The sequence below is a fragment of the Bradyrhizobium rifense genome (assembly GCF_008123425.1).
Classification (GTDB): Bacteria; Pseudomonadota; Alphaproteobacteria; order Rhizobiales; family Xanthobacteraceae; genus Bradyrhizobium; species Bradyrhizobium rifense.
This window is the reverse complement of the sequence record NZ_VSSS01000076.1, coordinates 18,474-40,540: the sequence shown is the minus strand read 5'-3', so window position 1 is coordinate 40,540 and position 22,067 is coordinate 18,474. Positions and strand designations below refer to the sequence as shown.

Annotated in this window: 21 protein-coding genes; 9 read left to right on the top strand and 12 right to left on the bottom strand. The window is 64.2% G+C overall.

The window, feature by feature from the left end:
• Positions 1-117 precede the first annotated feature (117 nt).
• The 4 genes from FXB40_RS40765 to FXB40_RS40750 form a co-directional block, all read right to left on the bottom strand.
• Complete coding sequence (locus FXB40_RS40765) at positions 118-378, bottom strand: hypothetical protein (RefSeq protein WP_148777914.1); 261 nt, start codon at positions 376-378, stop codon at positions 118-120.
• A 112-nt stretch (positions 379-490) separates the two neighbouring features.
• Positions 491-3,472 (bottom strand): excinuclease ABC subunit UvrA, encoded by a 2,982-nt coding sequence (gene uvrA, locus FXB40_RS40760; protein WP_148777913.1) that lies wholly within the window; start codon positions 3,470-3,472, stop codon positions 491-493.
• Positions 3,473-3,735: 263 nt separating this feature from the next.
• Complete coding sequence (locus FXB40_RS40755; RefSeq protein ID WP_148777912.1) at positions 3,736-4,491, bottom strand: outer membrane protein; 756 nt, start codon at positions 4,489-4,491, stop codon at positions 3,736-3,738.
• 149 nt (positions 4,492-4,640) lie between these two features.
• Entirely contained in the window at positions 4,641-5,387 is a 747-nt protein-coding gene (locus FXB40_RS40750; RefSeq protein WP_148777911.1) for an outer membrane protein, read from the bottom strand.
• 503 nt (positions 5,388-5,890) lie between these two features.
• Between FXB40_RS40750 and FXB40_RS40745 the strand changes: the two genes are divergently transcribed.
• Complete coding sequence (locus FXB40_RS40745) at positions 5,891-6,388, top strand: single-stranded DNA-binding protein (protein WP_148777910.1); 498 nt, start codon at positions 5,891-5,893, stop codon at positions 6,386-6,388.
• Between the two features lie 11 nt (positions 6,389-6,399).
• Here the strand turns inward: FXB40_RS40745 and FXB40_RS40740 are convergent, their stop codons facing one another.
• Positions 6,400-6,750, bottom strand: coding sequence for a low molecular weight protein tyrosine phosphatase family protein (locus FXB40_RS40740; RefSeq protein WP_148777909.1), 351 nt, complete (start codon positions 6,748-6,750; stop codon positions 6,400-6,402).
• Between the two features lie 300 nt (positions 6,751-7,050).
• Between FXB40_RS40740 and FXB40_RS40735 the strand changes: the two genes are divergently transcribed.
• Together FXB40_RS40735 and gyrA are read left to right on the top strand one after the other, a co-directional pair.
• Complete coding sequence (locus tag FXB40_RS40735) at positions 7,051-7,449, top strand: DUF2306 domain-containing protein (RefSeq protein ID WP_148777908.1); 399 nt, start codon at positions 7,051-7,053, stop codon at positions 7,447-7,449.
• Positions 7,450-7,617: 168 nt separating this feature from the next.
• Positions 7,618-10,362: a DNA gyrase subunit A gene (gyrA, locus tag FXB40_RS40730; protein ID WP_148777907.1), complete on the top strand. Its 2,745-nt coding sequence runs from the start codon at positions 7,618-7,620 to the stop codon at positions 10,360-10,362.
• Between the two features lie 103 nt (positions 10,363-10,465).
• On the opposite strand, the gene FXB40_RS40725 is transcribed toward gyrA, so the two are convergent.
• Together FXB40_RS40725 and FXB40_RS40720 are read right to left on the bottom strand one after the other, a co-directional pair.
• Positions 10,466-12,319: a potassium transporter Kup gene (locus FXB40_RS40725; protein WP_148777961.1), complete on the bottom strand. Its 1,854-nt coding sequence runs from the start codon at positions 12,317-12,319 to the stop codon at positions 10,466-10,468.
• 189 nt (positions 12,320-12,508) lie between these two features.
• Positions 12,509-12,766, bottom strand: a complete 258-nt coding sequence (locus tag FXB40_RS40720) for a hypothetical protein (RefSeq protein WP_148777906.1) — start codon at positions 12,764-12,766, stop codon at positions 12,509-12,511.
• Positions 12,767-13,027: 261 nt separating this feature from the next.
• Here FXB40_RS40720 and coaD point away from each other — a divergent pair, with 261 nt between their 5' ends.
• Genes coaD through queA form a run of 5 tightly spaced genes read left to right on the top strand, consistent with a single transcriptional unit; the run spans position 13,028 to position 16,146 of the window.
• Positions 13,028-13,525 (top strand): pantetheine-phosphate adenylyltransferase, encoded by a 498-nt coding sequence (gene coaD / locus FXB40_RS40715; RefSeq protein ID WP_148777905.1) that lies wholly within the window; start codon positions 13,028-13,030, stop codon positions 13,523-13,525.
• A 37-nt stretch (positions 13,526-13,562) separates the two neighbouring features.
• Positions 13,563-14,138 carry a peptidylprolyl isomerase gene (locus FXB40_RS40710; protein WP_148777904.1) on the top strand — a complete coding sequence of 192 codons (576 nt, stop codon included), beginning with the start codon at positions 13,563-13,565 and terminating at the stop codon, positions 14,136-14,138.
• 8 nt (positions 14,139-14,146) lie between these two features.
• Positions 14,147-14,557 carry a hypothetical protein gene (locus FXB40_RS40705; protein ID WP_148777903.1) on the top strand — a complete coding sequence of 137 codons (411 nt, stop codon included), beginning with the start codon at positions 14,147-14,149 and terminating at the stop codon, positions 14,555-14,557.
• Positions 14,554-15,018, top strand: coding sequence for a peptidylprolyl isomerase (locus tag FXB40_RS40700; protein WP_148777902.1), 465 nt, complete (start codon positions 14,554-14,556; stop codon positions 15,016-15,018). The genes FXB40_RS40705 and FXB40_RS40700 overlap by 4 nt, the downstream gene beginning before the upstream one ends.
• 51 nt (positions 15,019-15,069) lie before the next feature.
• Positions 15,070-16,146: a tRNA preQ1(34) S-adenosylmethionine ribosyltransferase-isomerase QueA gene (gene queA / locus FXB40_RS40695; RefSeq protein WP_148777901.1), complete on the top strand. Its 1,077-nt coding sequence runs from the start codon at positions 15,070-15,072 to the stop codon at positions 16,144-16,146.
• 97 nt (positions 16,147-16,243) lie between these two features.
• Here the strand turns inward: queA and FXB40_RS40690 are convergent, their stop codons facing one another.
• The 4 genes from FXB40_RS40690 to FXB40_RS40675 form a co-directional block, all read right to left on the bottom strand.
• Positions 16,244-17,281, bottom strand: a complete 1,038-nt coding sequence (locus tag FXB40_RS40690) for an aspartate-semialdehyde dehydrogenase (RefSeq protein ID WP_148777900.1) — start codon at positions 17,279-17,281, stop codon at positions 16,244-16,246.
• A 214-nt stretch (positions 17,282-17,495) separates the two neighbouring features.
• Complete coding sequence (locus FXB40_RS40685) at positions 17,496-18,101, bottom strand: PepSY domain-containing protein (protein WP_187437485.1); 606 nt, start codon at positions 18,099-18,101, stop codon at positions 17,496-17,498.
• 253 nt (positions 18,102-18,354) lie between these two features.
• Complete coding sequence (locus FXB40_RS40680; protein WP_148777960.1) at positions 18,355-19,101, bottom strand: TetR/AcrR family transcriptional regulator; 747 nt, start codon at positions 19,099-19,101, stop codon at positions 18,355-18,357.
• A gap of 148 nt (positions 19,102-19,249) precedes the next feature.
• Positions 19,250-20,404 carry a patatin-like phospholipase family protein gene (locus FXB40_RS40675; protein WP_187437484.1) on the bottom strand — a complete coding sequence of 385 codons (1,155 nt, stop codon included), beginning with the start codon at positions 20,402-20,404 and terminating at the stop codon, positions 19,250-19,252.
• A gap of 232 nt (positions 20,405-20,636) precedes the next feature.
• Here FXB40_RS40675 and tgt point away from each other — a divergent pair, with 232 nt between their 5' ends.
• A complete protein-coding gene (tgt, locus tag FXB40_RS40670; RefSeq protein WP_148777897.1) occupies positions 20,637-21,785 on the top strand; it encodes a tRNA guanosine(34) transglycosylase Tgt in 1,149 nt (382 codons plus the stop codon).
• Position 21,786: 1 nt separating this feature from the next.
• Here the strand turns inward: tgt and FXB40_RS40665 are convergent, their stop codons facing one another.
• Positions 21,787-22,005: a hypothetical protein gene (locus tag FXB40_RS40665; RefSeq protein ID WP_148777896.1), complete on the bottom strand. Its 219-nt coding sequence runs from the start codon at positions 22,003-22,005 to the stop codon at positions 21,787-21,789.
• Positions 22,006-22,067 lie beyond the last annotated feature (62 nt).

Here is a 22,067-nt window from a genome sequence, read left to right as displayed (position 1 = left end):
ACGCTCAGCTTCCTCCTGCACTCGCGGAAGCCATGCGTCGCGCCGGATACGATGCGGTTTGCCATAGCTGTCGCGCGGGGCGAGGCGGTCATTGAATTCGTCGGCAACTAGCGGTGCTCAGCGCGATCTGCGCACGTGAACATTGACGTCGAGATCGATGTTCTTGATGCAGGTCTGGGTGGTCCGATGCGAGCCGCCTTCATGCCAGCGGCCATCGCGCGCTTGGTCGCCACTGACATTGGAGAGCTTCAGGCAGCGCCATTGCGGCAGCTGCCCACTACTCTCGCCGGCGAACTGCCAGGCCAGCACAGCCTCTCCGCCGCTCTTGTCAGTGCCGATGATATGCGGGCAAAGCTCGCGATAGCGACCCTCGTACACGCAGGTCACTTGCTGTTCGGCGATGATGGCGTTGCGAAAGAGCGTGTAGGCTCAGCTGGGCATGGAGATCACTCCACGGTAGCTTGATCCCGGTCACGCAAGCCGACGGAGCTCACTCCGCCGCCTCGCTCGCAGCCCGTCTCCGTTTCGGCTTCCGCGCCTTCTCCAGCACCGGCTCCAGAAACTTGCCCGTGTAGCTCCGCTGCGCCTTCACGATATCTTCCGGCGGGCCCCAGGCGACGATCTCGCCGCCGCCGTCGCCGCCTTCGGGGCCGAGGTCGATGACCCAGTCTGCGGTCTTGATGACTTCGAGATTGTGCTCGATGACGACGACCGTGTTGCCCTGCGCGACCAGCTCGTGCAGCACCTCCAGCAGCTTCTTGACGTCGTGGAAGTGCAGGCCGGTGGTCGGCTCGTCCAGGATGTAGAGCGTGCGGCCGGTGGCGCGCTTGGACAGCTCCTTTGCGAGCTTGACGCGTTGGGCTTCGCCGCCCGAAAGGGTCGTCGCCTGCTGGCCGACATGGATGTAGTCGAGGCCGACGCGGTGCAGGGTCTGGAAAGTTTCGCGCACGCGCGGCACCGCCTTGAAGAAGTCAGCGGCTTCCTCGACGGTCATGTCGAGCACGTCGGCGATGCTCTTGCCCTTGAACAGGACCTCCAGCGTTTCGCGGTTGTAGCGCTTGCCCTTGCAGACGTCGCAGGTGACGTAGACGTCGGGCAGAAAGTGCATCTCGATCTTGATGACGCCGTCGCCCTGGCACGCTTCGCAGCGGCCGCCCTTGACGTTGAAGGAGAAGCGGCCGGGCTCGTAGCCGCGCGCCTTGGCTTCGGGCAGGCCCGCAAACCATTCGCGGATCGGCGTGAAGGCGCCGGTATAGGTCGCCGGATTCGAGCGCGGGGTGCGGCCGATCGGCGACTGGTCGATGTCGATGATCTTGTCGATATGCTCGAGGCCCTCGATGCGATCATGCGGAGCGGCGCCTTCGCTGGCATTGTTCAGCTTGCGGGCGATGGCGCGGTAGAGCGTGTCGATCAAAAGCGTCGACTTGCCGCCGCCGGAGACGCCGGTGACGCAGGTGAACAGGCCGAGCGGAATTTCTGCAGTGACGTTCTTGAGGTTATTGCCGCGCGCGTTCACCACCTTGATGGTGCGCCGATGGTTCGGCGGCCGCCGCTCCGGCACCTCGACCTCGAGCTCGCCGGTGAGATATTTGCCGGTGAGTGATTTCGGGTTGCGCATGATCTCGGCGGGCGTGCCTTCGGCGATGATGTTGCCGCCATGCATGCCGGCGCCGGGGCCGATGTCGAGCACGTGGTCGGCCAGCAGGATGGCGTCCTCGTCATGCTCGACCACGATCACGGTGTTGCCGAGGTCGCGAAGCCGCTTGAGCGTGTCGAGCAGGCGCGCGTTGTCGCGCTGGTGCAGGCCGATCGAGGGCTCGTCCAGCACGTAGAGCACGCCGGTCAGTCCCGAGCCGATCTGCGAGGCCAGGCGGATACGCTGGCTCTCGCCGCCGGACAGCGTGCCGGAGGAACGGGAGAGGGTGAGATAGTTGAGGCCGACGTCGAGCAGGAAGGTGAGGCGCTCGCGAATCTCCTTGAGGATGCGGCCTGCGATCTCGTTCTGCTGCGCGTTGAGCGCCTCCGGCACGGTCTCGAACCACGCGCCGGCATTCTTGACCGACAGCTCCGAGATCTCGCCGATATGCTTAGCTCCGATCTTGACGCAGAGCGCCTCGGGCTTGAGCCGGAAACCGTTGCAGGCGCCGCAGGGCACGTCGTGGAAATATTTTGCCAGCTCCTCGCGCGCCCACTCGCTCTCGGTTTCGCGGTAGCGACGGTTGATGTTGGTGATGACGCCTTCGAACGGCTTCTTGGTGTCGTAGGAGCGGACGCCGTCCTCGTAGGAGAACTTGATCTCGTCCTCGCCGGAGCCATGGAGGATCGCGTTCTGTGTCTTCTTCGGCAGATCCTTCCACTTGGTGGTCAGCGTGAACTTGTAGTGCTTGCCGAGCGCGGTCAGCGTCTGCGTGTAGTAGGGCGACGACGATTTGGCCCAGGGCGCGATCGCGCCCTTGCCGATCGCGAGCTCCTTGTCGGGGATCACGAGGTCTTCGTCGACATGCTGCTCGACGCCGAGGCCGCCGCAGGCCGGGCACGCGCCGTATGGGTTGTTGAACGAGAACAGACGCGGCTCGATCTCGGGAATGGTGAAGCCGGACACGGGGCAGGCGAATTTCTCCGAGAACAGAATGCGCTCGGGCCCGCTCTTGTCGTGGATCTTTGCGGTCTTCTTTTTCTCTTCGGCAGGCGCAGCGGCGGCCGGTGCATCGGCATACTCGACCACGGCGAGACCTTCGGCGAGCTTCAGCGCTGTCTCAAAACTTTCGGCGAGGCGCTGGCCGATGTCGGCGCGCACCACGATGCGGTCGACGACGACGTCGATGTCGTGCGGGAATTTCTTGTCGAGCGTCGGCGCCTCCGCAAGCTCGTAGAAGGTGCCGTCGATCTTGACGCGCTGAAAGCCCTTCTTGAGCCATTCGGCGAGCTCCTTGCGATACTCGCCCTTGCGGCCGCGTACGACGGGGGCGAGCAGATAGAGGCGGGTGCTTTCCGGCAGCGCCAGCACGCGGTCGACCATCTGCGAGACGGTCTGGCTTTCGATCGGAAGGCCCGTGGCCGGCGAATAGGGCACGCCGACGCGCGCCCAGAGCAGGCGCATGTAGTCGTAAATCTCGGTCACCGTGCCGACGGTCGAGCGCGGATTCTTCGTCGTCGTCTTCTGCTCGATCGAGATTGCCGGCGACAGGCCGTCGATCTGGTCGACGTCAGGCTTCTGCATCATCTCCAGGAACTGGCGGGCATAGGCCGAGAGCGACTCGACATAGCGGCGCTGGCCTTCGGCGTAGATGGTGTCGAAGGCGAGCGAGGATTTGCCGGAGCCTGAGAGGCCGGTGAACACCACAAGCTTGTCGCGGGGAATCTCGACGTCGATGTTCTTGAGGTTGTGCTCGCGCGCGCCACGGATCGTGATTGCGTGCAGGTGTGACCCCGCATTCTGCTGTTGGCGCTTCGCCTTGATCACTTCATCCATCCGAGTTGCCCTCAAGGAATCCCAAAGGTACGCGATCGCGCCGACGTAAAAGGCGCGCTTCGCCCGGAACCGGGATCGGCGCCGATGGGGTTGTCAGCGAACGTAGGAAGAACGAGGACGGATTTCCAGTGGGACTTGCGAATCGTCAACGGATTGTTGGCGCGCTGGCGGCACTTGGCAGCAGAGCTCGGCATTGGGACGAACGGAACAGCAAAAGGCCGGCGTGAGGCCGGCCTCTGATGGCGCTGAATTCGCGGGCTCGCTCAGTATTTGGCGACGACTGGGCCGCCCCAGCGGTAGTTGACGCGGATCAGCCCGATATCGACGTCCTGGCCGATCCGCTCGGTGCGTCCGGGCGGAACGAGGATGCTGCTCGCGAGATCGCCGCCGTGATGGCCGAGGAACAGATGGTCGTACTCGCCGCCGACCGACCAGTTCTCCGCAAAGGCGTATTCCACGCCGAAGCCTGCGCTGTAGCCCCAGCGGGTCTGGCTCAGCGTGTTGGACACGACGCCGACGCCGGGAATGAACTCGTCGTATTTGTCGTGAGCGACAGCAGCACCAGCCTTGCCGTAGAACAGCAGGCTGTTCACGGTGTAGCCGAGCTGGCCGGTGAACAGACCAAAGCTGTCGATCCTGGTCCGGTTGTTCAGCGGCGCCAGCACCAGGCTAACATTGTTGCCCTTGAAGTCGGCCCAGTTGCCCTGGCCTTCCACGCCGAGAACCCAGTGCGCCTTTTGCCAGCGATAGCCGAGCTGGGCACCGACCGTGCCGCCGCTGGCGTTGTGGCAGCCTTCGCCGACAGCCGGATCGATCGCAACACCGCCGAGGCCGACAACGCTCCAGCAGGCATGGCCGAGGCCGCCGCCTCCATTGAGGCCGCCATAGACGCCGGTCCATTCGAGCGCGGGTACAGGCGCCACCGGCGCCTTGGAATAGAGCGGGAGATCCGCGGCAACGGCCGGTGCAAGCGCACCGAATGCGAACAGGCTGATCGCAGCCACTGCCCAGATCTTCATTTCACGTCCCCAACTCGCCGAACCAATGCGCGGGCGCGATGCGCGCGCCCTACGATTCCTTGACGGTTCAGCGCACCGGCCGCGAAAACAAAAAGGCCGGCGCGAGGCCGGCCTTTCGTGACGATGTGACGTCGGTTGTGAGGCGAAGCTCAGTACTTCGCGACGATCGGGCCGCCGAAGGTGTAGTTCACGCGAACCGTGGCCATATCCACGTCCTGCTTGATGCTGTCGCTGCGGAACGGCGCGCCAAGGAACGTGAAGGTGTCGGTGTGCTTGCCCATGAAAAGGTGGTTGTATTCCACGCCAACCGACCAGTTCGGAGCGAAGCCGAATTCGATGCCGGTGCCGACGGCGCCACCCCAACGCGTTTCGCTTGCTGAGCCGAACGTGACGCCGGCCAGAGTGCCGCTGAACTTGTTGTGGGTGACGGCCGCGCCGCCCTTCACGTACCAGAGTACGTTGTTCCAGGCGTAACCCACCTGACCGGTGAAGAGGCCAAGGGCGTCGATCTTAGTGTTGTTCACCAGCGGGAAGAAAGCGGCGGGCGAGCTGGTGTTCGAGCCCTTCAGGTCAGCCCAATCGCCCTGGGCTTCGAGGCCGAACACCCAGTTGGCGGACTGCCAGCGATAGCCGATCTGGCCGCCGACGATGGCGCCGGTTGCATTGTGGCAACCTTCAGCCGTGACGGGGACCGCCGCGCCGGCCACAGTGGTCGTATCCCAGCAATTGTGGCTCGAGCCGCCGCCGGCGTTGCCGCCGATGTAGAAGCCGCCCCAGTTGTAGACCGAAGCCAGGGCCACCGGAGCCTTGGTGTAGGGGCGAGCCGCCAGATCGGCAGCCGAAGCGGCGCCGGTGAGAGCGAGCAGACAGGCCGAAGCCAAGAAAATCTTCTTCATATTCAACAAATCCCAGTCCCAGTTTCTGTTTGGACTTCCGTGCGTCGGAAGCAGCGTCGGACGCTGTGGTCCAACTTAGGTACGTGCTTACACCACTGAAGCCGCAAGTTGTGTCTCTCAAAAGTCACAACAAACGCAAAATGTAACAATCGCTGACCTGCAGTTTCCATCGGGAACCCGCCGGCGCGAGGCCGGCCTTCGATCTCCGAATGAAATCAGGAGGATATCAGTACTTGCGACGACGGAACGGCTGGTAGGCAGGAGCCTGTAAAGGGTCCCGTCGACGGGACACGGGATGACATAGGACACCCCGAGGGCGCCGTTTTCAGGGGCGATTTTGATGGGAACAAATCTGGAACAAATCTCGCGTCGATGCTATATATGGGGATAACCGAGGGTGCGGCGGGCCGATCGGTGCTCGTAAGCGTATAGGGTCGGCCCAACAGGCGACAGCGCGGGCGCGCCTTTTCGAAATTCAGTGGCATTTGGAGTGGAGAGCGGAGATGGCGGGAAGCGTCAACAAGGTCATTCTGGTCGGAAATCTCGGCAAGGATCCGGAAATCCGCCGCACCCAGGACGGGCGGCCGATCGCGAATCTGAGCATCGCCACCTCGGAGACCTGGCGCGACAAGAACAGCGGCGAGCGCAAGGAAAAGACCGAGTGGCATCGCGTCGTGATCTTCAATGAAGGTCTCTGCAAGGTCGCCGAGCAGTACCTGAAGAAGGGCGCCAAGGTTTACATCGAGGGCGCGCTCCAGACCCGCAAATGGACTGATCAGGCGGGGGTCGAGAAGTACTCCACCGAGGTCGTGCTTCAGGGCTTCAACTCGACGCTGACGATGCTCGATGGCCGCAGTGGCGGGGGAGGCGGCAGCTTCGGCGACGAGCCCGGCGGCGATTTCGGCTCATCCGGTCCCGTCAGCAGCGCACCGCGCCGCGCCGTGGCCGCCGGCGGCGGTGGTGGCCGCAACAACGACATGGACGACGATATCCCGTTCTGAGGCGAGGCCTTCTAAGGGCTGGGACGAGTCGGCTCGGCGCGGGACAGGAAGCGGCCCGCGCGGCTTTCGAGCATCCGGACCAGGACGGGATCCATGAACTCGTAGTCGTCCGGAATGTCGAGGCAGATGACCCGCTTGCCATTCAGGCTGGCGCGGAATCTCCGGTTCAGCTTGTTCCGGTGGGCCTTCTCCATCACGAAGATGATGTCGGCCCATTCGACCTGCTCGGTCGACAACAGCACGTCCGCGTCGTTCGAGATGCCGGCTGAGTCGGTCTCGATGCCCGGCCAGGTCGAAAAGACGTGTTCGGCGGTCGGGCTGCGCAGGCGATTGGCGCTGCAAACGAAGAGGACGTTGGTCACTTTGACCGCTCCGGGAAGAGGGACCGGAATAATCCGAGCCACCTCGGTCTAGATACATACCTTTTGGCAGCCGGCGGAATCATCGGCGTCCCAGTCATGTGCTGAAGAGGGTTTCTCTTCTCATCAGCGTTGCCGGCTCGCGTGAGGCGGCAGGATTTCTTGCCAATTGGCCGGTCGGCTTGGCTTTTTGGAGCTGGCCTCATGTGCTGCCTCAAGCCTTTGACGGGCCGCGATGTGAATGGTATTAACTTAATGTTAATCGTATTCACATGATCGGTTCCTGCCCGGAGGACGCGCCACATGAACCTCGCGCCACTGCTTGATGCTGCCCCGGCGATCCCGCTGCACGCCTTCGCGGCGATGGCGGCCTTCGTGCTTGGCATCGTCCAATTCGCTGCGCCAAAGGGCACGCTGCCCCATCGGACGGTCGGCTGGATCTGGGTGGCGCTCATGGCCGTGGTGGCCGCGTCGTCGTTCTGGATCCATCAGATCCGCATGGTTGGGCCGTTCAGCCCGATCCATCTTCTGTCGATCTTCACACTGGTGATGCTGCCGCTGGCGGTGTGGCGGGCGCATACCCATCGGGTCGCCGATCACCGGCGCATCATGATCATGACGTTCATCGGCGCGCTGGTCGTGGCGGGCCTGTTCACGCTGGTGCCCGGGCGCATCATGCACCAGGTGTTCTTCGGGACATAATTGGCGGTTCCGGGTGGCTTGTTCCGATGCCGCTGACGACGGTGGCGAGAAGCGCGTAAGTCTCTGGAAAAACAAACGGAAAAACCGCTTCCCAACGGCTTGCAAGGGTGGTTATCAGGGCCTCGATGCGCTATATGATTCCCAGATAAAAACTCACCGGATTCCCCCTTGGCTGACGACGACAACAAGAAGACCGGCGACGAGCCGGAGCGCTCGGATATTCGTCCCGTCTCCATCTTCGAGGAGATGAAGAAGTCCTACCTCGATTACGCCATGAGCGTGATCGTGGCGCGTGCGTTGCCTGATGCCCGCGACGGGTTGAAGCCGGTGCATCGCCGCATCCTGTACTCGATGCACGAGCAGGGGCACACGCCCGACAAGAAGTACGTCAAGTCAGCCCGCGTGGTTGGCGACGTCATCGGTAAGTATCATCCGCACGGCGACCAGTCGATTTACGACGCGATGGTCCGCATGGCGCAGGACTTCTCGATGCGCGTGCCGCTGATCGACGGTCAGGGCAATTTCGGCTCGGTCGATGGCGATCCCCCGGCCGCTTATCGTTACACCGAAGCGCGACTGACCAAGTCGGCGCTGGCCCTGCTGGCCGATATCGACAAGGACACCGTCGACTTCCAGCCGAACTACGACAACAACGAGACCGAGCCGTCGGTTCTTCCGGCCAAGTTTCCGAACCTGCTGGTCAACGGCGCGGGCGGCATCGCCGTCGGCATGGCGACCAACATTCCGCCGCACAATCTCGGCGAGGTCATCGATGCCTGCGTCGCGTTGATCGACAATCCCGCGCTGACCATTGATGAGCTCATCAACATCGTGCCGGGACCGGATTTTCCGACCGGCGGCGTCATTCTCGGACGCGCGGGCATCCGCGCCGCCTACCACCTCGGCCGCGGCTCGATCGTCATGCGCGGCAAGGTCGCGATCGAGACCATCCGCAAGGAGCGCGAGGCGATCATCATCACCGAGATTCCCTACCAGGTGAACAAGGCGACGATGGTCGAGCGCATTGCCGAGCTGGTCAAGGAAAAGAAGATCGAGGGCATCGGCGACCTGCGCGATGAATCGGACCGCGACGGCTACCGCGTCGTCATCGAATTGAAGCGCGACGCCGTACCGGATGTGGTGCTGAATCAGCTCTACAGGTTCACGCCGCTGCAGACGAGCTTCGGCGTCAACATGGTGGCGCTCGACAGCGGTCGTCCGCGGATCATGCATCTGAAGGACCTGCTGGCCATCTTCGTCGACTTCCGTGAGCGGGTCGTTACGCGCCGGACCAAATACCTGCTCGCCAAGGCGCGCGATCGCGCCCATATCCTGGTCGGTCTGGCGATCGCGGTCGCCAATATCGACGAGATGATCCGCGTCATCCGGACCTCGCCTGACCCGACCACCGCGCGCGACACCCTGATGTCGCGTGACTGGCCGGCCCGGGATGTCGAGGACATGCTGACGCTGATCGACGATCCGCGCCATCGCATCAGCGAGGACGGCACGATCCGGCTGTCGATGGAACAAGCGAGGGCCATTCTCGACCTGCGCCTTCAACGCCTCACCGCACTCGGCCGTGACGAAATCCGTGACGAGCTCGACAAGCTCGCCGGCGAGATCGCCGATTATCTCGACATCCTGCGCTCGCGCGAGCGCGTGCTGGGCATCATCAAGACCGAGCTCGCCGAGGTGAAGGCCGAGTTCGCCACGCCGCGCCGCACCGTGATCATCGAGCAGGAAGGCGAGGTCGAGGACGAGGACCTGATCCAGCGCGAGGACATGGTCGTGACCGTGTCGCACGCCGGTTACGTCAAGCGCGTGCCGCTGTCGGCCTATCGCGCCCAGCGCCGCGGCGGCAAGGGCCGCGCCGGCATGCAGACCCGCGACGAGGATTTTGTCAGCCGCCTGTTCGTGGCGTCGACGCACACGCCGGTGCTGTTCTTCTCGTCACGTGGCCAGGTCTACAAGGAGAAGGTTTGGCGGCTGCCGATGGCCGCGCCCAACGCGCGCGGCAAGGCGCTGATCAACATCCTGCCGCTGGAGCAGGGCGAGCGCATCACCACCATCATGCCGTTGCCCGAGGATGAATCGACCTGGGGCAATCTCGACGTGATGTTCGCGACCACCGGCGGCAACGTCCGGCGCAACAAGCTGTCCGACTTCGTCGACGTCCGCCGCTCCGGCATCATCGCGATGAAGCTCGACGAGAACGAAGCGATCGTCGATGTGCAGATCTGCACCGAGCGCGACGACGTGCTGCTGACCGGTGCCGGCGGCCAGTGCATCCGCTTCCCCGTCACCGACGTGCGCGTGTTCACCGGGCGCACTTCGATGGGCGTGCGGGGCATTGCGCTTGGCGAGGGCGACAAGGTGATTTCGCTGGCGATCCTGCGCCACGTCGAGACCAGTTCGGACGAGCGCTCGGCCTACCTGAAGATGCGCCGCGCTGTTGCTGGCGAAGCTGCGGCCGAGGAGCCGGCAGTGGATGCCGAGGCTGAGGAGACTTCCGGCAGCTTCCAGCTTCCGCAGGAGCGCTATGCCGAGATGTCGGCGGCCGAGCAGGTCGTGCTGACCGTCTCCGTCAACGGCTTTGGCAAGCGGACTTCGTCCTACGAGTACCGCACCACCGGCCGCGGCGGCAAAGGCATCGTCGCCATGAGCGTCAACAACCGCAACGGTAACCTCGTGGCGTCCTTCCCCGTGGAGGATGCTGATCAAATCATGCTGGTCACCGACAAGGGCCAGCTGATCCGCTGCCCGGTCGAAGGCATTCGCATCGCCGGCCGCTCGACCCAAGGCGTGATCGTGTTCGATACCGCCGAGGACGAGCACGTCGTCTCGGTCGAGCACATCACGGAAGAGGCCGAGAGCGGCAACGGGGCGAATGGGGAGACGAGCGGGGAGTGATGCTTCACCCCCTGTAGCCCGGATGGAGCGAAGCGAAATCCGGGGCATTGCTACGCGCAGAGAGTCCCGGATTGCGCTTCGCTCCATCGGGCTACGAACCTCGCTAGATCTCCAGCTCCGTGCCGAACTCCACGACCTGTTTGGTCGGCACGCCGAAGAACGCCGCCGAGCGCTCGGCGTTGCGTTGGAGGAAGGCGAACAGGCCTTCGCGCCAGACCCACATGCCCGGGATGTCCTCGCTCGGGATGATGGTCTCGCGGCCGACATAATAGGTGATGTCGGAGAGATCGATGCCGGGCAGCTTGCCCTGGCGGCAGGCGAGCGTCAGTCCCTCGTAGATCGTCGGGTTCTGCATGAAGCCGTAATGCAGGATCACGCGGGTGATGCCGGGAATGATCTCGATGATTTCAGTACGGTCCTGGTCGGCGATATGAGGCAGTTCCTCGATCAGCACGGTGACGAGGATGATGCGCTCATGCAGGACGTGGTTGTGCTTGACGAACTGCGTCAGCGCCAGCGGCACGCCTTTCGGTGCCGATGCCAGGAATACGGCGGTGCCCGGCAGACGCGCGCTGCATTTGTTGACCGCGGTCTCGATCAGGTCCTCCTCTGGCTGGCGCAGCTTCGCGCGCGCGGCCTCGACCAACTTCACGCCTGCGCGCCAGGTCAGCATCAGGAAGGCGACGAGAGCGGCGAGCAGCAGCGGAAACCAGCCACCTTCGAACAGCTTGATCGAGTTGGCGGAGAAGAAGATCACGTCGATCACGAAGAAGAAGCCGTTCACCGGGACCACGAGCCAGGGCGAATAGCCCCACTGGATCGCGACCAGGGCGGCAAGCAGCGTGGTGATCGCCATCAGCAGCGAGACCGCGATACCGTAAGCGCCGGCCAGCGCATCCGACGTGCCGAAGCTGACCACTGCGCCGAGGGTTGCGGCGGCGAGCAGCCAGTTCACCAGCGGCACGTAGATCTGGCCGATCGCATCGCTGGTGGTGTGGCGGATCTGCATGCGCGGCAGGAAGCCGAGCTGGATCGATTGCTGGGTCAGCGAGAACACGCCGGAGATGATCGCCTGTGAGGCGATCACGGTCGCCACGGCCGAGAACGCGACCAGTCCGTAATGCAGGACGTCCGGGCAGAGCTGGAAGAACGGGTTCTCGATCATGCCGGGATCGGTGATCAGGAGCGCGGCCTGGCCGAAATAATTCAGCACCAGCGCCGGCAGGCAGATCGCGAACCACGCGAGCCGGATCGGCAGGCGCCCGAAATGCCCCATGTCGGCATACATGGCTTCACCGCCGGTCACGGCGAGGAAGGCCGCGCCGAGGATCGCGAAGGAGACGTGGAAATCCTGGTGGATCAGGAAGTCGAAGGCATAGAGCGGGCTAAGTGCCGCCAGCACCGCCGGCGCCTTGATGATGCCGTGGATGCCGAGCGCGGCCAGCACGAAGAACCAGGCCAGCATCACCGGTCCGAAGATGCGGCCGATGAAGCCGGTGCCCTGCCTCTGCATCATGAACAGGCCGACCAGGATGACGATGGTGATGGGCACCACCGCCGGCGCTAGCGAGGGCGCGTCGACCTTGAGGCCCTCGATGGCCGAGAGCACCGAGATTGCCGGCGTGATCGCACCGTCGCCGTAGAGCAGCGCAGCGCCGATCAGGCCGACCACCAGGAGATGCGCGCGCCAGGTGCCAGCCTGGGCGTGACGCGCATGCAGCAGCGCCAGCAGCGCGACGATGCCGCCTTCGCCGCGGTTGTCCGCGCGCAGGATCAGCAGTGCATATTTCAGCGAGATGATCAGCAGCAGCGCCCACAGGATCAGCGAGGCAACGCCCAGGACAGCCTCGGGAGTCACTGTGCCGCCATGCGCAGCCGCCTTGGCGGCTTCCTTCAGGGCGTAGAGGGGGCTGGTGCCGATATCGCCATAGACCACCCCGAGGGCGCCCATAGTCATGGCAAGCGGCAGCGGATCGGGATGATGGCCGGAAGCGACTGCGGGCGTACTGGACAAATGCGACCCCTCAATGGGATCGCGCCCGTCGGGCCATTCCGAGGGGCGCGAGCGTCACACAGTCTGCGACGAGACGCCGCAAATATCCATGGTGTTTATCGCGAGGTTTATGACGCCAAACTGACAGACCGCCTACGGGGTCCGGTCTGCCGTCACCAGGCGCGCGACGCGAACGTCAGCCTTGGTGCCGGCGCGGCGCAGGCAGGACGCCTCGAAATTCGGCCAGGCCCGTTCCGAGCACTCCCTGCCGATGGTCTTGATGTCGAGCCGGTCGCTCTTGGCAAGCGGTTGCGGCACGCTGGCTTCAACGGTGGGAGCAAAGCCGGGCAGGAGGGTGAGGGCGGTAGCAACACACGCAGCAATAGCGATCGCTGAAAGAGCCTTGATCATTCTGACGGTCCCCTGTGATGCGGCCGCTACGCCCAGTGTGCGGCCCGTCATTCGTTGGCTGGATTAGTAACCATGGCCAGTTTCCGGACGTCTTCGCCGACGCCGGAAATGGTTTCGTTCACGGCCCGTTTTGTTTCGTGGACGCCCCGAGGACGAAACAATCCGGGGTCCGCCGACAGGGACTGGCGGAAAAACCGGCAGGAAATGGACAAGGAACCTGCCCGGCTTGCCGGGCCGGGCCGGGCGGGGTAGGAGGAGGCCATGTCGCGCATTGCCTTTTACCCGGGTTCCTTCGACCCCATCACCAACGGCCATCTGGACGTGGTCCGGCATGCCGTCCCCCTGTGCGACCGGCTGGTTGTCGCGATCGGGGTCCATCCTGGGAAGAAGCCGCTGTTCTCGACCGAGGAGCGGCTGAAAATGGTCCACGACGTCTGCGGGCCGATTGCTGCCCAGGCCGGTTGTGCGCTGGAAGCCACCACCTTTGACGACCTCTCCGTGACCGCCGCCCGCAAGCACAGCGCGACCATTATGATTCGGGGCTTACGCGACGGCACCGATCTCGACTACGAAATGCAGCTCGCCGGCATGAACGAGGCCATGGCGCCGGAGGTGCACACGGTATTCCTGCCGGCATCTCCCATGGTCCGCCCGATCACTGCCACACTGGTGCGACAGATCGCGGCTATGGGTGGCGACGTCTCGACCTTCGTGCCGCCGCTCGTCGCATCCCTGCTCAAGGCCAAATTCGCCGGATAACGGCACGCTTTTTCATCTCACCTGATCCGGAGTTCTCATGATCCGTCGTCTCGCAATTCTTGCCACGATGTTCGTCGCGCTGATTGGCGCCGTCCCGGCAATGGCGCAGCAGCTGCCGGCCAATCTCGACAAGGCCAATGCGCTCGTCATCGATACCACCAAGGGCCGCATCGTCATCAAGCTGAGGGCCGACCTTGCGCCGCAGCACGCCGAGCGCCTCAAGCAGCTCGCGCGCGAGGGCTTCTACAACAACGTTCCGTTCCACCGCGTGATGGACGGCTTCATGGCGCAGACCGGCGACGGCCAGAACGGCAACGGCACCGGCGGCTCGAAATATCCGAACCTGAAGCAGGAATTCTCCAAGGTTCACTTCGCCCGCGGCATTGTCGGCATGGCCCGGCGCGGCGACAGCGTCGATACCGCCAATTCGCAGTTCTTCATCATGTTCGCCGACGGTGGCAGTCTCGATAACCAGTACACCGTGGTCGGCGAGGTCGTGCAGGGCATGGACGTGGTCGACAAGCTGAAGAAGGCACCGGCCGGCTCGCCGGGCGGCACCGTCACCGATCCCGACAAGATGGTGAAGGTGCAGGTCGCCTCCGACATCAAGTAGCCAAGGTGATGGCGCGCCGCGGCGACAGGCTCCTGTTCGCTGCAGCAGTGCTGCTGTTCGGCATCAGCGGTGCGACCGCACAGGACGCACCGGTCAACACCATCCAGGACATCTTCCAGCACCTGCGGACCTGCTGGAAGCCGCCGCCGCCGGCCAAGGCTCGCCCTATCGACATCACCGTCGTCGTGAGCTTTAACCGGGCCGGAAACATTCTTGGCCATCCGAGGATTACCTATGAATCCGCGGAGGCCTCCGACAGTGACCGGCTGCAATACCGGATCGCGGTGATGGAGGCGTTGCAACGCTGCACGCCGGTGCCATTTACCGATGCAATGGCCGGCGCCGCCGCGGGACGTCCATTCGCGATCCAGTTTCGTAACCGCAAAACTTCACCCCCAACGCAAGAGAGACGAGCATGAGCGTCACCGAAAACACATTGATCCTCGAGACCACGCAGGGCCCGGTTACCATCGAGATGCGGCCCGACCTGGCGCCCGGCCATGTCGCGCGCATCAAGGAGCTGGTCCGCGAAGGCTTCTACGACGGCATCGTGTTCCATCGCGTGATCGACGGCTTCATGGCGCAGACCGGTTGCCCGCACGGCACCGGCACCGGCGGCTCGGGCCAGAAGCTGAAGGCCGAGTTCAACAAGGAGCCGCATGTGCGCGGCGTGACCTCGATGGCGCGTGCCGCGAGCCCCGACTCCGCCGACAGCCAGTTCTTCATCGTTTTCGACGACGCCCGCTTCCTCGACAACCAGTACACGGTGTGGGGCAAGGTCACCGAGGGCATGGAAAACGTCGACAAGATCAAGCGCGGCGAGCCGGTGCAGAACCCGGACAAGATCGTCAAGGCGCGGATGGCGGCTGACAAGGAGTAAGCTCCTCATTCCAGGAGCGCGCATTGGCGCGCTCCTGGTGGCAAGCCACGAATGCGCACCGACCTCTTCGATTTCAACCTGCCGCCCGAGCGCATCGCGTTGCGCCCCGCGCACCCGCGCGACTCCGCCAGGATGCTGGTGGTGGCGAACGGCGCATTGCGCGACCAGATCATCGCCGACCTGCCGCACTGGCTGAAGGACGGCGACCAGCTCGTCGTCAACGATACCAAGGTGATTTCGGCGCAACTCAAAGGCCGCCGCATCGGCCGCGAGACCGAGCCGAAGATCGAGGCGACGCTGATCAAGCGCCTCGACGGCTCGCGCTGGCAGGCGCTGGTGAAGCCGGCGAAGAAGCTTGTCGCCGGCGACCGCATCCGCTTCGGCAATGAAGGCAAGGTCTGCCTGCTCGGCCATCTCGAGGCGGAGGTCGAGGCCAAGGGTGGGGAGGGCGAGGTGACGCTGTCATTCTCGTTCCACGGCCCGGCGCTCGACCAGGCCATCGCCGATCTCGGCAGCCCGCCGCTGCCGCCTTACATCGCTTCGAAACGGACGCCCGACGATCAGGATCTCGCCGACTACCAGACCATGTTCGCGGCCAATGAAGGCGCGGTCGCCGCGCCCACCGCGGGCCTGCATTTTACGCCGGCGCTGGAGCAGGCGCTCGGCGCGCGCGGCGTCGGCATCAATCGCGTCACGCTGCATGTCGGGGCAGGGACCTTCCTGCCGGTCAAGGTCGACGACACCGACGGTCACAAGATGCATGCCGAGTGGGGCACGATCTCAGCCGAGACGGCGGAGCGGCTCAACGCCGCGCGGAAAAACGGCGGCCGCATCATCGCTGTCGGCACCACGTCATTGCGGCTGCTGGAAAGCGCCGCCAGCGAGGACGGCATCATCCAGCCGTTCACGGCCGAGACCTCGATCTTCATCACGCCCGGCTATCGCTTCCGCGCGGTCGATATCTTGATGACGAACTTTCATTTGCCGAAGTCGACGCTGTTCATGCTGGTGTCGGCGTTCGCCGGCCTGGACACGATGAAGCAGGCCTATGCGCACGCGATAGCGAGCGGCTACCGGTTTTACTCGTATGGGGATGCGTGTCTGCTGTTTCGGGCGCCGGCGCCTTAGGGTGGGTTAGCCGCAAGGCGTAACCCACCACTTCTGTTTCTGCGGATAGAGACCGTGGTGGGTTACGCTACGCTAACCCACCCTACGGCACCTCCCGTTACGCCATCACCCGCTGCGGCAACAGCTCCGCGATCTGCACGGCATTCAAAGCCGCGCCCTTGAGCAACTGATCGGCCGCCACGAACATCGAGATCGAATGTCCTGAGGGATCGCTGAGATCCTTGCGGATGCGGCCGACCAGGACGTCGTCCTGGCCCGAGGCGTCGATCGGCATCGGGAAGTAGTTCTTCACGCGGTCGTCGACGACCTTCACACCCGGGGCCTTCGCCATGATGGCGCGAACCTGGTCCTCGGTGATGGGCTTCTCGCATTCGAAGGTGATGGCCTCGCAATGGGCGCGCAACACCGGTACGCGGACGCAGGTCACGCCGATGGCGATCTTCTCATCCTCGAAAATCTTGCGGGTTTCGTTGATGACCTTGGTCTCTTCGTCGTTGTAACCGGTCTCGGGGTCCACGGCGGTGTTGTGGTTGAAGAGGTTGAAGGCGTAGGGGTGCGGCATCACCTTGGGCGTATAGACCTGTCCGTTGAGATTGGCGCGGGTGGACTCGACGAGCTCGTCCATTGCAGCGGCGCCGGCGCCGGAGGCGGCCTGATAGGTCGAGATGATGACGCGCTTGATGCGGTTCTTCTGATGGATCGGCCACAGCGGCACCAGTGCGGTGATCGCCGCGCAGTTCGGGTTGGCAATGATGCCCTTGTGGTCGCGGATGCGGTTGCCGTTGACCTCGGGGATCACCAGCGGCACGTTCGGGTCCATCCGGAAGGCGGAGGAGTTGTCGACGACGACGGCGCCGGCCTTGACGGCGATTGGCGCGAACTTCTTCGAGATGCCGCTGCCGGCCGAGAACAGCGCGATGTCGACGCCCTCGAAGGCGCGCTCGGTCAGCTCCTCGATGACGATGGTCTGGCCGCGGAACGACACCGTCTTGCCGGCGGAGCGGGCGCTGGCGAGCGCCTTGAGCTTACTGATGCGAAAGCCGCGCTTGTCCATGGTGGCGATGAATTCGGCGCCCACCGCACCGGTGACGCCGACAATCGCGACGACGGGATCGTTACTCACATTCTCCTCCATTGAATTGCAGACAACAAAAAAGCCCCGGACCATCATGGGCGGGGCTTCGGTAGAGCTGATTGCGTTCTAGTCGACGACTACAAGCGCATGCCTCCCCGGGCCCCGAAGGCCGTGGTGGTTTTGGTCATGCGTTTGGTGGTCGTGAACATGGTGGCGACTTATGCGGGAGAGTCTTGCGCCCGTCAATGGCTTTTGGGCGGGATTGTGGCCCGCGTTACTTGCCCCGTACGCCCGGCGGCTCGAGGATCACCTCCTTGAGGTCGTCGCCGCTGATGACCACGATTGCGAAATTGAGCCGGCCACCTTCGCGCACCAGTCCGCCGCTGATGGCCTTGCCGGATGCCGCCTGCTCGGCGACGCGGACCGCATCCGCCAGGCGGTGCTTGATGATGCCGAGCGCTGCGAGGTTGCTGCGATCGTCGCGGTCCAGCTCGGCGAGGGGCAGGGCGGCTTCACCGCCCATCAGCTCGCCGGTCGCGGCGTTGATGGTGTGCCGCCAGATCCGGTCGTTGTGCAGGGTCTTGACCCGGTACACCGGTACGCCCGAGCCGCCGTCGAAGCTGACATCCGCGGTCGTGGCGCCGGCATGACGGGCTTCCGCAATCGCCATGGCCTGGCCGATCGAGATCGACGAGCTGCGGAAGCGTTCGATCTCGCGGCTGACGGCCTGGCGGTCCGCCGCGGCGTCACCATCTGTCTCACCGTGAAGGGTGGTGGGTGTGCTGTCCGCCGAGACGATCGCGCGGGCCGGCGCTGCGACGAGCAGCCCCGACAGGGCAATCGCCAGCAACTGCCAGGTGCGTCGTCGTGCTGCCTTCATGTTCGGAACCCTCGCCCGGCGAGTGTGCCGGATAATCGTAAAGAAGTCGCGGCCGACCACGGGCAATGGCCGGCCGCTGATTGTCGCAACGGGCTGTACCCGCGGCGGCGATCAAAGCGGTTCGGACCTCTTTTGGGGCTGGTGAAAAAAGTGGCCCGCACCGCTCAATAACAAAACCATACCGTATCGTTTTATTTCGGTCAACGAAGAGGCCATCGTCCGCAGAGGACAAATCGCCGGTCTCACGGAAATGTCAGCGGGAGGGGCGACGCCGTTGGGCGGCTTTTGGGGCGCTCTGGACGCGGTCTGCAGGACCAATCGCGCCGGCCAGGAACAGCTTGATCGCCGCGCGCATCCGCTTCTCGGCGGCCTTGAGCTCCATCGGCGTGCCGAACGTCGCCATGCGGTGGGTGTGGCCGACGACGACGTCGAGGAACACCTCGGCCGCGATCGTGGTGTCGTCGACATCGAGCGCGCCTTGCGCCACCAGATGGTCGAAGAAGCGCGCGGTGGTGGCGACGGCCTTGAGCCAGCCTTCTTCCTTGCCGAGCTTGGCGATGTCAGGGAAGTTGATGGCCTGTGACGTCATCATGCGGCTGAACGCCATGGCGTCGGGCCCGGTGGTGAAATTGAGCATTTCGCGCCCGATCTCCACCAGTCGCCGCTCGACCGAAATGTCGGACGAGCTGCCGAGCTGCGTCTCGGCCGCGGCCGACAGCGGCGCAAGCCAGCGCGCAATCTCGCGCCTCAGCACGGCCGTGAACAGGCCGCGCTTGTCTCCGTAACGGGAATAGACGGTCGGCTTGCTGACGCGAGCGGCTTCCGCCACCGCGTCGAGCGAGGTCGCATCAAATCCGCGATCGAGGAACAGGCGGGTGGCAACCTCGATCAGCCGCTGATCGCGCTCGATCGCAGCGCTCTTGGTCGGCCGGCCGCCGCGCGACTTCGAGGCCTCGCGGCGTGGTGCAGCCGTTCTTGTCTTGGTCGCAGCCAATCCCATGCCCAATGATATGCCCAATGATTCCTGCGCGGTCGTGCCGGTGGTCATTGATCTATAACGCGCAGCGACCGGGGCGTCATCGCGAATCTGGCCGAATTGGCCGTATCGTCAACGGTCTCGTGACGAGCCCCGTTCCACGACGCGGACGTCACGGCATCCGCGAGGTCCAGGCCTGGCCGCCTGCCGCTTTCTCGTATCCGTATTGGTAGAGCGCCCGCATATAGCCGGTATCGAAGCCTTCGGACGGCGGCGCCGGATAATCGCGCTCGATGTAGGAAAGATGGAAGCCGAGGTGGTTGCGCTGGGCGAAATCATAGGTCGAGAAGATGATCGAGCGCGTCTGCGATTGCGTGATCGAGGACAGGCTGCGTGAGGCGACATCGATCGTGCTGTTGGCGACGAGTTCGAAGTTGCGTTCGATCTTCTTGTTGACGAGGATGTAGATGTCCATCTTCGCGTTGCCCGGCAGGCGCCCCTGGAACAGCAGGGCCTCCGGCAAGGTCAGCACGGGCGCCGTCACGCCGCCATCGACATGCATCTCCTGAAACCTGCGGCCCTGGCCTTCGGCCTCGATCAGGATCGGCGGAAACACCAGGGGAATGCTGGCGGACGCCGCCATCACGTCGCGAAACAGTTTTAGCGCCTCGGGCGTGCCAACCGCGGCGATCTTGCCCATGTCCCAGATCGCGGTGCGCTGGGTGTCAAGATCGGTGGTGACCACCAAGAGCCGACGGCCCTTGGCGTTCTCGCGGGCGACCTGTGCCATGATCTCCGGCCCGACATAGCGCGCGACCAGCTCGCGCAGCCGCGTATTGCCGAACAGGCCGGAGCCGAACAGCACGCGTATGATGCTGGGATCGTTCAGCAGGCTTTCGGCGATGCCGCTGGTGTAGAGCTCTCGAAGCGTGTCGTCATATTGCGATCCGAGGAAGGCAAAGGGCGCAATCAGGCCACCCGTGCTCACGCCCGAGACGACGGAGAATGTCGGGCGATTGCGAGCCGCAGTCCAGCCGTTCAGCACGCCGACGCCATAGGCGCCATCGGCGCCGCCGCCGGACAGCGCCAGATAGTTCCTGCTTCCAGTCGCCTTGTCCTGCTCGAAGCTGAACTTCGTGATGGGCTCGTCGGCGTAGCGCCGCAGGCCGTCGATATCGAGCACGCGTGAAGCACTCGCATCGGCCGCCGTATAGGGCGTGCGGGGGAGCGAGGTGCAGGCGGCGAGCGCCAGGCTGCACGCGAGTCCCAGCGACCTGATCAGGCGGGCGCCTGTCCGCTTAGTCCGGCCATCGGGGCGGGCGGACATCTCAGTCGAACAATGGGGGAGGGGCATCGGTCGGTGGCTGACGATCACGCATCTACGGCCGTCGGCAATTTGCCACGGCATCTCGTCCAACCCCCAATTACGAAACTATACTGTATCGTTTTATTGATCAAGCGTGACCGGTATCACGTCCGCGTCAGCGGTGTCCCAGTCTGGGGCATCGTGCGGCCCGAACGGGTTGATCGGCCAAGCTCGACACGCAATAAGCGGCGCCATGAGTCTTCCTGATACCGATCTACCCAATCATTTCGAGCTGCTCGCCACCGATGGCTCAGCGCGTACCGGCCGCCTGACCACGCCCCATGGGGTGGTGCGGACCCCCGCCTTCATGCCGGTCGGCACCGCCGGCGCTATGAAGGGCATGCACTGGCGCGAGGTGCGCGAGGCCGGCGCCGACATCGTGCTCGGCAACACCTACCATCTGATGCTGCGCCCCGGCGCAGAGCGTATCGCTGCGCTTGGCGGTTTGCAGAGGTTCACCGGCTGGAACGGGCCGATGCTCACGGATTCCGGCGGCTTCCAGGTGATGTCGCTGGCTGATCTGCGCAAGGTCACCGAGAACGCCGTCACCTTCCGCTCGCATATCGACGGCGCCAAGGTCGAGCTGTCGCCCGAGCGTTCGATCGAGGTGCAGCGCCTGCTAGGCTCCGACATCGCGATGCAGATGGACGAATGCGTGCGGCTGCCGGCGGAGCGCGACGACATCGAACGCGCGATGCTTCTGTCGCTGCGCTGGGCCGAGCGAAGCAAGCGGGCCTTCGAGAGCGCGCCCGACGGCTACATGCTGTTCGGCATCGTGCAGGGCGGCGACATCCCTCAGCTGCGCCATGCCAGCGCGCAGGGCCTCGTCGAGATCGGCTTCCACGGCTATGCGATCGGCGGCCTGGCCGTCGGCGAGCCGCAGGCGGTGATGCTGGCGATGATCGACGAGACCGCGCCGGCGCTGCCGACCGATCGGCCGCGCTACCTCATGGGCGTCGGCACGCCCGACGACATTCTCGAGGCGGTGAAGCGCGGCATCGACATGTTCGATTGCGTGATGCCGACGCGCAATGGCCGCCACGGCGTCGCCTTCACGCGCTTCGGCCAGGTCAATCTGCGCAACGCGCGCCACGCCGACGATCCGCGTCCGCTCGACGAAGAGAGCTCATGGCCGTCGGCGCGCAATTACGCGCGCGCCTACCTGCACCATCTCGTCAAGGCCGGCGAGACGCTGGGGGCGATGCTACTGTCTGAAATCAATATCGCTTACTACCAGTTCCTGATGCAGGGCATCAGGGACGCGATCGCACAGGGAACGTTCGAGGAGTTCTATCAGCGTACGCGCGAGGATTGGGCGAGGGGCGACATCGCCCCGCGCTAGATCAATTACACACAAGCCGCTGTTTGACGGCATGCTTGGTGACGAAGCCGTAGCCGCAGGTGTCGCAGGTCCAGAGATAGCTGATCACGTGGTCCGAGACGTAGGCGGAAGCTTCAGCGGCGATCATGGAATCGGCGCACACGGGACAGGTAGGCAACTCGCTGCAACGCGGATCGCGCTTCGGCACTACGGTCGACAACACTTCAGCGACTGCTGACATCGTGGTGACCTCCCTGCTTTAGACCCCTGCTTTGAGACCTAGGTCTAACATAAGCAGAATCA